Here is a 10948-nt window from a genome sequence, read left to right as displayed (position 1 = left end):
TCAATGAAGGTCAGGTGGAAGAACGCACTTATCGAGGGGCCTCGGTCATTGAATTGATACACACCGCAACTTTGGTTCACGATGACGTTGTTGACGACAGCAATCGCCGGCGCGGCTTTTTCTCCATCAATGCGCTGTGGAAAAACAAAATTGCGGTACTTGTTGGGGATTATTTACTTTCAAAAGGCTTGTTGCTTTCTATTGACAATGGCGATTTTGATTTGTTACAAATCATTTCGGTGGCCGTAAGGGAAATGAGTGAAGGTGAGTTGCTTCAAATTGAAAAAGCAAGAAAACTCGATATTACTGAAGAGATATATTATGAAATCATCCGTCAAAAAACGGCCACACTCATTGCTGCTTGTTGTGCTATGGGTGCCCGCTCAGTAAATGCTGACGATGAAGAAGTAGAAAAAATGAGGCACTTTGGTGAACTTATTGGCATGGCCTTTCAAATCAAAGACGATTTGTTTGATTACGGAAATGAAAAAATAGGGAAACCCACCGGCATCGACATCAAGGAACAAAAAATGACGCTTCCGCTTATTTTTACGTTAAACAACTGCACCGAAAAGGAAAAAAACTGGCTGATCAATTCAGTAAAAAATCACAACAAAAACACTAAAAGGGTGAAGGAAGTCATCACATTTGTCAAATCCTCCGGGGGGCTTGATTATGCCGTTTCAAAAATGAAATCTTTTCAGCAGCAAGCACTTGGCATTTTAAATTCTTATCCTGAATCCCCTTACAAAGAATCCCTGATCCTGATGGTCAATTATGTGATTGACCGAAAAAAATAAATTTCCGGGCAACCTTTCTTCTTAAATTTACGTCTCTATAAATAGAAGTCCTTAGGAAATTGAAAATCATCCATATTCATAAAAACCAAACACAACTCATCAGTGAGGCTGCAAAAAACAACAGGCAGGCACAGCATGTCTTGTATCAGACTTTCTCGCCAAAAATGCTAAGTGTTTGCCGGATGTACATCAATGATAGTCAACAAGCTGAAGAAGTTATGCTCGATGGTTTTTTTAAGATGTTTACGAACTTAAAAGAATTTAAAAACCAAGGAAGTTTTGAAGGTTGGGTAAGACGAATAATGGTAAGACAATGCATTGACTGCTTGAGAAAAAAATCAAAAGTGGTTTTTCAGGATGATGTTGCTGATGAAAATATCGAACATAATGAAATACAATGGAAGTATGACACTCAATACATTCAGCAAGCCATTGACGAGCTGCCCGAAGGCTATAAAATGGTGTTTAACCTCTTTGCAATTGAAGGGTTTAAACACGATGAAATTGCAGCAATGCTGAACATTACAGAAGGCACCTCAAAGTCGCAATTGCACAAAGCACGAAAAATGCTACAGGAAAAATTAAAAATAAGTAAATCCACAGCACATGGAAACAACTAATTTTGACAAACAAATAAAAAAACAGTTGGAGCAAAGAACCTTGGAACCCTCTACAAAAAGCTGGGAACAGTTGCGTTCGAAACTGGACAAAAAGTACAAAAAAAACATACCGGTGTATTATTGGTGGTTGGGCGTTGCAGCTTCATTTGTCGGTGGAATTTTATTGGTAAATCTCATTTTTAATAAAGCTACAACCAATCCACAGATTCAGGTTACTGAAAACGATACTGAGATTATCTTGGACACAGAAGAAAAACTTTTAGGTGAGCCTTCACAGATGATAGAAAGCATAACAAATCAAGATATAAAAGAAGAAGAAAGAATTAAGCCAAAAAAAGTAACCCAGCCAGTTTTGGAGAATACACCTGAGCTGGTTGTTGAGTCTTCCGGAACCAAAAAAGTTTTGAAAGAAAAGTTGCAGCCTTATGAAATTGACGAAGCCATTGCTGAAACAGTAGAAAAAATAATAATCACAAACGTGAAAGAAGCAGAAGTTGATATTTTACTGGAACAGGCACTGTTTGAGATAAGGGCAAATCAAATGCAAAATAAAGATAAAATTTCAGCAAACCAGCTTTTGGAAGAAGTAGAATTTGAAGTAGAACGTTCTTTCCGCGAACGCGTTTTTGAACTGCTTAAGGATGGGTTTAATCATTCAAAGGATGCCCTGGCAAATAGAAATCAATAAACAATCAATAATTCATTCATCAATCATTCTTTTATCGGTATCTCGGCTTGAGGTACCGGTAAAGGAAAAAACAAATCAATCAACTATGAAAAATTTTGCAATTTATTTATCAATCTTACTTTTTCTCAGTTTGTACGCAAAACTTTGTGCACAAGATGAAAACACTTCAGATCTTGAAAATCAAAAAGAAATCATAATGAGCGAAGAGCGTGAAGCTTTACGCCTTGAAGTTGAAAAAATTAACAAAAGGCTTGATGCCGAAGAAATTTCCTATGAGGAAGCATCATCTTTAAAACAACAACTGGCTGAAAAACATGCTTTGAATATTGAAAACAGAATTGCAATTTTGGAAAATGAAACTGCGCTTAAACTACGCAATGATGTTCAAGAATCACAAAAAGGAGGCACTATAATTCAAATTGGAGGCAAGGGTAACATTGTTCAAGTAAGTACTCCAAAAAGCCGAAAATATGACCGACGCACCTCAAACGATTTTGTATTTGCTTTTGGTTTAAACAATGTCATTACTGAAGGTGAAGGACTGGGTGATTCTGATTTTAAAATTGGTGGAAGCCGTTTTGCAGAATTGGGTTGGTCTTGGAAAACACGCGTGCTTAACAACAGCAATTTTTTAAGAATTAAATATGGCTTCTCTTTTCAGTTCAACGGCCTAAAACCCACTGACAACAGGATTTTTGTGAATGAAGGCAATGAAACCGTTTTGGAAACTTTTCCTCAAAAACTCAACAAATCCAAATTCAGGATGGACAATCTGGTATTTCCTGTACATATTGAATTGGGACCATCTAAAAAAGTTGAAAAGGAAAATTCTATAAGGTATTCCACAAGAAAGCAATTTAGAATTGGCTTGGGAGGTTATGCAGGGTTCAATTTAAACACCATCCAAAAATTAAAATACAATTTTGACGGCGACAAAATCAAAGAAAAATCAAAAAACCAATTTGACAGCAATGATTTCATTTACGGTTTAAGTGCTTATATGGGCTGGCAATATGCAGCCTTATATTTAAAATATGACTTAAACCCCATTTTTAAAAACAACCCTATTGAGCAGCGCAACATTTCTTTAGGACTGCGTTTTGATTTGGATTAGCTACGCCACTCAATTATTGTTCAAAAGTTACTTACTTTCTTTTCAGAAAATAAGTAACTTTACTTTTTTAAATTTTCCTCCAAAAATAGATATTCTTGATTTCAAAATCCACCATAGACCAAGTATTTGAAACCGCCCGTGTTGAGGAGGTGATTGGTGATTTTGTGCAACTTAAAAAATCCGGGAGCAACTATAAAGGCCTGAGTCCGTTTTCCAATGAGCGCACCCCCAGCTTTATGGTTTCGCCCGTAAAACAAATCTGGAAAGATTTTTCAAGCGGAAAAGGAGGGAACGTCGTAGCTTTTTTGATGGAGCATGAACATTTTACTTATCCCGAAGCCATCAAATTCCTGGCAAAAAAATACGGTATCGAAATCGAAGAAACCGAACAAACCGATGAAGAAAAAGAACAGGCCAACGAAAAGGAAAGCTTGTATTTAGTGAGTGATTTTGCTAAAAATTATTTTCATCAAACACTATTAAATGCTGAAGAAGGCAAAGCCATTGGTTATTCATATTTCAAAGAGCGTGGTTTTACTGAAGAAACCATCAAAAAGTTTGAACTGGGTTATTCACCCAATTCCTGGGATGCATTTACCAATGAGGCGTTGGATAAAGGGTATAAGCTAGAATTTCTTGAAAAAACCGGTTTGACCATCGTCAAAGAAGATAAAAAGTTCGACCGCTTTAAAGGCCGGGTGATGTTTCCAATTTTGAGTATGAGTGGAAGAACACTGGGCTTTGGTGGACGCATTTTGACCAACGATAAAAAAGCCGCCAAATACCTCAACTCACCTGAAAGCGATATTTACCACAAAAGCAAAGTGCTTTACGGAATATTTCACGCCAAGCAATCCATTGCCAAAGAAGACAATTGTTATCTGGTGGAAGGATATACTGACGTGATTCAGTTTGCCCAAAAGGGCATTCACAATGTGGTTTCTTCATCGGGCACGGCATTGACCGAAGACCAAATCAGGCTAATAAACAGGTTGACACCAAACATCACCTTACTGTTTGATGGCGATGAAGCCGGATTGCGCGCATCGCTGCGCGGTGTCGATTTGATTTTAGAACAGGGGATGAATGTAAAAATCTGCACCTTTCCTGAAGGAGAAGACCCAGATAGTTTTGCCAGAAAAAATTCACTGGAAGAACTCACCCTATACTTAGAAGAAAACGCCAAGGATTTTATCAGCTTTAAAGCCTCTGTACTTGTAAAGGACACCAAAAACGACCCCATAAAAAAAGCCGATACCATCAGGGAAATTGTTATGAGCATTTCAAAAATCCCGGATGTGATTAAAAGGGAAGTTTACATCAGGGAGTGTTCAAGAATCATGGATATTTCAGAAGAAGTGTTGTTTAACAGTGCGGCACAAATCATTTCCAAAAGAAATAAGGAGCAATCCAAAGCTACACATCAACAGCAGGAAAAACCCTTTGAGGTGGTCAACCAAGCAAGAACAGCTGAGAAAATTGACGTCAAGTTTCAGTTGGAATTAAAAATTCTTGAATTGTTGTTGCTTTATGGAAATGATACCATTACAACTGATGATATCATTATGAAAACCAACGAAGAAGGTGAGGTAATTTATGTGCCGGACAAAAGGGAAATGAATGTTCATGAAAAGGTTTTTCTGGACCTTCAGCAGGATGAGGTAGAGTTTACAAATCCAATTTTTCAGGAGCTTTATAATACGATTATTGAGAATTTTCAAAATGAGGCCCCATTAAACAGCGACACTTTTGTCGCAAAACTTGAGTTTGAAAAAGCCAAAATCATCACTGATATTTTTATGGAGGAAGAAAAATATGAGCTGCACAATTGGGAACGAAAGGATATTTATGTAAAAGGAAAAAAACAGTCTGCTTCTCAATTTTTAAATGAAACCATTTTACATCTCAGAAAACTTTTAATAGGCCGGCAAATCAACAGTATGGCTGAGGACATCAATCAAAAAGAGGATGAAGAAAAACAGGAGTTACTTCAAACCATACAGGAATATAAAAAACTGGAAGTGGTGCTTTCGCGAAAACTGGAAACGGTTGTGAGAAGGTTTGAATAAAAAAAGCGTTACTTAATTAAGCAACACTTTGATGTTTTGTTTGAACTTTAATAAACTGAAGTCTATAGTTCAGCTAAACTGAAACATTCTGGATTGGTGAATCAAATCAGCCAGATTATCTACTTTTAATTTTTTGAGCAATCGTGTTTTGTATGTGCTCACTGTTTTTTCATTGATTTCAAGTGCATTGGCAATGTCCTTGTTTCGTTTACCGTTTGAAAGTAGATTCAGTACTTCAATTTCCCTGGAGGAAAGTTTTTTATACCGACTCAAAATGCTGCTTTCACCAACGTTTCTGCTTGTAAAGGTGGTTGTTAAATCATCATTCAAATAGACACCGCCTTTTGCTACTTTCTTCAAAGCTTTGGTAAATAACTTTGTAGAAGCTGTTTTGGAAACATAAGCAGAAGCACCTGATTTAATCGAACGAAGGGCATAAATCTCTTCAGGATGACAAGAATAAATCAAGACCCTAAGTTCAGGAAATTCGGCTTTGATTGTCCTTAGAACAGTAATGCCATTAACCTGAGGCATATCAATTTCCATGATTAAAATATCAGGAAGTTGCTTCCGTAAGGATTTAAACATCTCCTCTCCGTTATTTACCTTGTCAATAATATTATAATCTGTATTTTTTTTAAGTAGGCAAGAAATTCCCTTACGGGTCATGGGGTGATGGTCTGCTATGATAATTGTTGTCATAATTGTGAGATTGACTTTTTGTTAGAATTTCATCACTTTTTTTTGTAGGAATCAAAAAATATTTTGTAAATAAATTACTACAAAAATCAAATGTATAAAATAAGGTCGTTGAACGTTTCACTTTTCGTTTAACTTCTTTAAAATTCGTTAAAATACATTACTATTTGAATTCTTGAGGTATTTTACAAACGGGAATTGGGTTTATTTTGTGTTGATTGATAGTGTTTAACCTTTTGTAAATAGTAAAAACTTCTTGTTTTCTTCCACTAAAGTCATTTGAAGTGGCTCCTTCTTCGTCCAATTTCATGGCCCACTCAAGTTCATCATAACTGGCACCCAATTGGTCTTCATCACTGCGGTTGTCACCAAAGAGTCCGTCTGTGGGTTTTGCCTTTAAAATGGACTCCTGTATTTGTAAGAACCGGCCAATTTTATAGACTTCACTTTTCATTAAATCTGCAATCGGACTTAAATCTACACCGCCGTCACCATATTTGGTAAAAAACCCCACACCAAAATCTTCCACTTTATTTCCTGTCCCGGCAACTAGGTATTTATGAAGTCCTGCAAAATAATACAGAGTGGTCATTCTCAATCGCGCCCGGGTATTGGCCAGTGACAAATCAAGATTCGGGCTGTTTTTTTCCACGGGAACCTGAGTTTTAAATGTTTCAAAAACCGGTGTCAAGTCAACTTCTACATCAGTGACATTGGTATATTTTTTCTTTAATGTTTCTATATGCTCTTTCCCTCTGTCCATCTGGCTTTTTGCCTGATGTATAGGCATCTCTACACACAAGGTTCTCAAACCTGTTTGTGCACATAGTGCAGATGTTACTGCACTGTCAATTCCCCCGCTTATTCCAATAACAAAACCTTCCATGCCGGCTTGCGTGGCATAGTCTTTCAGCCAGTTTACAATATGTTTAACAACTTTTTCTGTTTGCATTGTAGTTAAAGTATTTTAGTTAATCTTATTTTTGCAGCCTAATAAGGGTTAAATTTAGCACACGACAAAATTTGAAATAGCACTAATTAGTCGGAAAATCAGCTTTGCCCCAACCCGCCAAAGGCGGGAGCCTGATTTTCCTCGATTTCATCCGCCGACTGGCGGAAGGAGAAACAAATCGAGGAAAATCCTGCGAAATGGAATTTTATCGTGTACTGAGGCCATAAAGATAAAATTAATAGGTGATACTTTCGTTAAAACTATGCAAAGCAAACTTTTTTAAATATGAACCGTATTTTACCCTTTCTTTTTTTGGTTTTGATTTTCATTTATTCCTGTACATCCGAAAAAAAAGTAAAAGAGGAAGTTTTGGCAATTGACGTCAACGTTAAAATTGACCGCTTTGATGAGAAATTCGCAAAAGCAACACCCGAAAATCTAAAACAACTCAAAGAAACATATCCTTATTTATTCCCTGAACACTACCCTGATAGCATTTGGATTCAAAAATCACAAGACACGCTTCAAAAACAACTGGAGGAAGAAGTAGCCAATGTGTTTTCGGATTTTAGTGAGTTTGAAGATGAAATCACTTTGTTGTTTCAGCATTTGAAATACTATTTCCCCGAGTTTCGGGAGCCTGAAATTGTAACACTCATTTCAGATGTGGACTACAGAAACAAAGTGATTTATGCAGATAGCCTTGTTGTTGTTGGATTGGATAATTTTTTGGGAACCGACCACTTTTTTTATGCGGATATCCACAGATACATAGCCAAAAATATGATTCCCGGGCAATTAACACCTGAAATTGCCGAAGCCATTTCAGAACGGTATATTACGCCTCCCAAAAGCAGGACTTTTATGGAATTGATGGTCTATTACGGAAAAATAGCTTACCTGAAAGAACTGCTGATGCCGATTTATGACGAACACAGGGTTTTTGGTTATACAGAAGATGAACTAGATTGGGCAAAAGCCAATGAAATGGAAATATGGCGTTATTTTGTTGAAAGGGAATTGCTGTTTAGTACAGATCCTCAACTGGCTTCAAGGTTTATAAATATCGCGCCTTTCTCTAAGTTTTATCTCGAACTTGATAACGAGTCTCCCGGAAGTCTGGGGCAGTATATGGGCTGGCAAATTGTGCGTGCTTACGCAAAAAATAACGAAATTGATTTAAAGCAATTATTAACCCTTAGCGGGGAAGAAATTTATAAAAATTCAAGATTTAAACCCAGAAGATAATGAGCAAAACACACCAGTCCACTATTGAAATTGATGTTACCCTCGACGAAAATAAAATTCCCGAAAAACTATACTGGACGGCTGCAGACGGCGGAATCAACCATAAAGAGACCAAAGCATTAATGCTTTCGGTTTGGGACAGTGGCAACAAAGAATCTTTGCGTATTGACCTTTGGACCAAGGACATGCCCCTTGATGAAATGAAAATTTTTTTTCATCAAACCTTAACTGCAATGGCAGACACCTTTGAACGCGCTACCAACGATGAAAAAATGAGTGCAACGATGCGTGATTTCACAGAGTATTTTGCCGAAAAATTGGAGATTAAAAAATAACCCTTTTCACAAGGCAAGATGAGCAAATTAATTTTTATATACAACGCTGATTCCGGTAAGAAAAATGCCCTGATGGATACTTTTCACAAAGTTGTTAGCCCTCTAACATACAATTGCAGTTTATGTGACATCACTTATGGTGTTTTTACAGAAAATAAAACCTGGAAAAAGTTCAGGAAATCTGTTGACATTCCAATGGAGTTTCTACATCGGGATGAGTTTTTAAAACAGTATGCGTCAAAGTTTGGGGCAAAGTTTAACCTTCCGGTTGTCTTGATCGAAAATAAGGGTGAGTTGGAGCTGTTTGTGGCTTCAGATGAACTCACCCTTTTAAATAAACCCGAGGAACTGATTGCGTTAATTTTAGAAAGACACGCTCTTGTTCAGGGTTGACTGAATTATTTTACACTTTCCACTAAACGAATAAATTCTGCTTTATAACCGTCTGTATCATTATGGAGTCCCTCTCTGGCAAGCTTAAGTATTTCCTCACTCTCCTTATTGGAGACTAATTTTGAATCCCGAAGTTTTAGGCCAAACCAGGCTACTGCACTTGCAAACTTGAAATCTTTTGAGGCATTTTCAAATTTTACAGGATTTTTGGTAATGGGGTGAACCATTTCAATACTATTCTTTCCATCGGGTTTTTTATACCTGAATTTTACGGTCGCTAATTCGTCTGCATAATTATTGGACTTAGATGTGTTTTGAGTATATTTTAAATCTAAATCATTTTCATAAAACTCACTTTTTACACCCACAGGAATAATTTCATAAAAGGCTGTTACCGTGTGGCCACTTCCCAGTTCGCCGGCATCAATGGCATCATTTGTAAAATCCTCATTTCGCAATTTTCTGTTTTCATAACCAATCAAACGATAAGCCTGAACGTGTTTTGGGTTAAATTCAATTTGAATTTTTACATCTTTAGCGATCGTAAACATACTGCCTTTAAATTCTTTACTAAGAAAGCGGTTTGCTTCCTGAATGTTGTCGATATAGGCGTAATTTCCATTGCCTTTATTGGCCAATATTTCCATTTTGGAATCTTTATAATTTCCCATTCCATAACCCAAACACGTTAGAAAAACCCCGCTTTTACGTTTTTCCTCAATCAGCTTTTGCATTTCTTCATCAGAAGATCTTCCAATATTGAAGTCGCCATCAGTTGCCAGAATAATCCGGTTGTTCCCGCCTTTGATAAAGTTTTTTTCCGCCATTTGATAGGCCAATTCAAGACCGGCCCCTCCTGAGGTGCCTCCACTGGCGCGCAATCCGTCAATTACTTCAGTTATTTTTTCTTTTTCGGAAGCTTTGGTGGGCTCGAGCAATACACCCACATTATTGGCATAAAAGACTATGGAAACCATATCGTCTTCACGAAGTTCATCCAACAGTATTTTCATCGAACTTTTAACTAAGGGAAGTCTATTGGGAGCGTTCATAGAGCCGGAAACGTCAATTAAAAATACAAAGTTTGATTTTGGAAGGTTTTTTGTAGGGATGTCTTTTCCTTTTAAGCCAATTTTCAACAACTTGTGATTTGGATTCCAGGGAGCATCACTGTACTCTGTATTTATTGTGAATGGATGTTTTGATTTTGGCTGGGGATAATCATACTTAAAAAAGTTGATCATTTCTTCAATTCTAACGGCGTCTTTTGGCACTGTTTGTCCATTGTTTATAAACCTTCTGATGTTTGTGTAAGAAGCATTGTCCACATCTATTGAAAAGGTTGATACGGGATTGTAAGATGCGCCTTCAAAAGGATTTTCAATGAAGCCTGCGTAAGATTCCTGATCATTATCAGTATGGGTGATTTTTATGCCCGGGGCTTTTCCTGGAAGTAATCTTGAAGGGTTAGTAATTGTTCTTTCTGAAATGCTTTCCATATCTGATACAGTAACAGCATATCCGAGTGATCTTTTTTCTCTTTGAATGCCGACAGCAGTCACTACAACCTGGTTTAGTTCTTCACCCATTTCCAATTGTACATCGATTGTTGTATTTGAGCTTGTTACCTCTACTTCCTGAGATTCAAAACCTACATAGGAGAAAACTAAAGTTTGGCCCACACTGACGTTGAGTGAATATTTCCCGTCAAAATCAGTTTGAGTGCCTGTAGTTGTATTTTTAATTACTATGTTTACTCCGGGTAGAGGCAATCCCAAGTAATCAGTAACAGTGCCGGTAATTGTCTTAGTTGAAACCTTACTTTCAACTACTTTCTCTGCTATAACTGCGTTGAGGTTGGGGTCATTTTCTTTTTGTACCGAGATAGTTCTTTCTGAAATACCTTCTGATTCCAATTCTGAAACTGCTATGGCATTATAGAAGTCTTCTTGAGGTTGATCAGTTTCCCTTGTAATTTCAGTAACAACTTTCTTTTCTTTTTTTGTTTCTTCCTGTTCCATATCCTCTGG

11 protein-coding genes are annotated in these 10948 nt (G+C 37.1%); 8 read left to right on the top strand and 3 right to left on the bottom strand.

The window, feature by feature from the left end; all coding sequences use genetic code 11:
- From AC6F75_RS03975 to dnaG, 5 genes are all read left to right on the top strand, one after another.
- Positions 1-800: polyprenyl synthetase family protein (locus tag AC6F75_RS03975; RefSeq protein ID WP_500713650.1), on the top strand; the 800-nt coding region annotated here is incomplete at its 5' end.
- Positions 801-859: 59 nt separating this feature from the next.
- A complete protein-coding gene (locus AC6F75_RS03970; RefSeq protein ID WP_500713649.1) occupies positions 860-1420 on the top strand; it encodes a sigma-70 family RNA polymerase sigma factor in 561 nt (186 codons plus the stop codon).
- On the top strand, positions 1407-2108 hold the full coding sequence (locus tag AC6F75_RS03965) for a hypothetical protein (protein ID WP_500713648.1): 702 nt from the start codon (positions 1407-1409) through the stop codon (positions 2106-2108). The genes AC6F75_RS03970 and AC6F75_RS03965 overlap by 14 nt, the downstream gene beginning before the upstream one ends.
- 85 nt (positions 2109-2193) lie before the next feature.
- Positions 2194-3222, top strand: a complete 1029-nt coding sequence (locus tag AC6F75_RS03960) for a porin family protein (RefSeq protein WP_500713647.1) — start codon at positions 2194-2196, stop codon at positions 3220-3222.
- A 95-nt stretch (positions 3223-3317) separates the two neighbouring features.
- On the top strand, positions 3318-5291 hold the full coding sequence (gene dnaG / locus AC6F75_RS03955) for a DNA primase (protein ID WP_500713646.1): 1974 nt from the start codon (positions 3318-3320) through the stop codon (positions 5289-5291).
- Positions 5292-5360: 69 nt separating this feature from the next.
- On the opposite strand, the gene AC6F75_RS03950 is transcribed toward dnaG, so the two are convergent.
- Both AC6F75_RS03950 and nadE read right to left on the bottom strand, forming a co-directional pair.
- The gene (locus AC6F75_RS03950; RefSeq protein ID WP_500713645.1) at positions 5361-5993 is read right to left on the bottom strand and encodes a response regulator; all 633 of its coding nucleotides are present in this window, start codon (positions 5991-5993) and stop codon (positions 5361-5363) included.
- A 160-nt stretch (positions 5994-6153) separates the two neighbouring features.
- Complete coding sequence (gene nadE / locus AC6F75_RS03945; protein ID WP_500713644.1) at positions 6154-6942, bottom strand: NAD(+) synthase; 789 nt, start codon at positions 6940-6942, stop codon at positions 6154-6156.
- A gap of 285 nt (positions 6943-7227) precedes the next feature.
- Here nadE and gldB point away from each other — a divergent pair, with 285 nt between their 5' ends.
- From gldB to AC6F75_RS03930, 3 genes are read left to right on the top strand one after another with little or no spacing between them, the layout of a single operon-like run.
- On the top strand, positions 7228-8190 hold the full coding sequence (gene gldB, locus AC6F75_RS03940; protein ID WP_500713643.1) for a gliding motility lipoprotein GldB: 963 nt from the start codon (positions 7228-7230) through the stop codon (positions 8188-8190).
- Positions 8190-8525, top strand: coding sequence for a gliding motility protein GldC (gldC, locus tag AC6F75_RS03935; protein WP_500713642.1), 336 nt, complete (start codon positions 8190-8192; stop codon positions 8523-8525). Before gldB ends, gldC begins: the two co-directional genes overlap by 1 nt.
- An 18-nt stretch (positions 8526-8543) precedes the next feature.
- Positions 8544-8918, top strand: a complete 375-nt coding sequence (locus tag AC6F75_RS03930) for a GTPase (RefSeq protein WP_500713641.1) — start codon at positions 8544-8546, stop codon at positions 8916-8918.
- Between the two features lie 5 nt (positions 8919-8923).
- Here the strand turns inward: AC6F75_RS03930 and AC6F75_RS03925 are convergent, their stop codons facing one another.
- Positions 8924-10939 (bottom strand): YfbK domain-containing protein, encoded by a 2016-nt coding sequence (locus tag AC6F75_RS03925; protein ID WP_500713651.1) that lies wholly within the window; start codon positions 10937-10939, stop codon positions 8924-8926.
- Between the last annotated feature and the right edge of the window lie 9 nt (positions 10940-10948).

It is taken from the genome of Planktosalinus sp. (assembly GCF_059864935.1).
The sequence above is the reverse complement of the archived record's forward strand: the minus strand, read 5'-3'. Positions and strand labels throughout refer to the sequence as shown.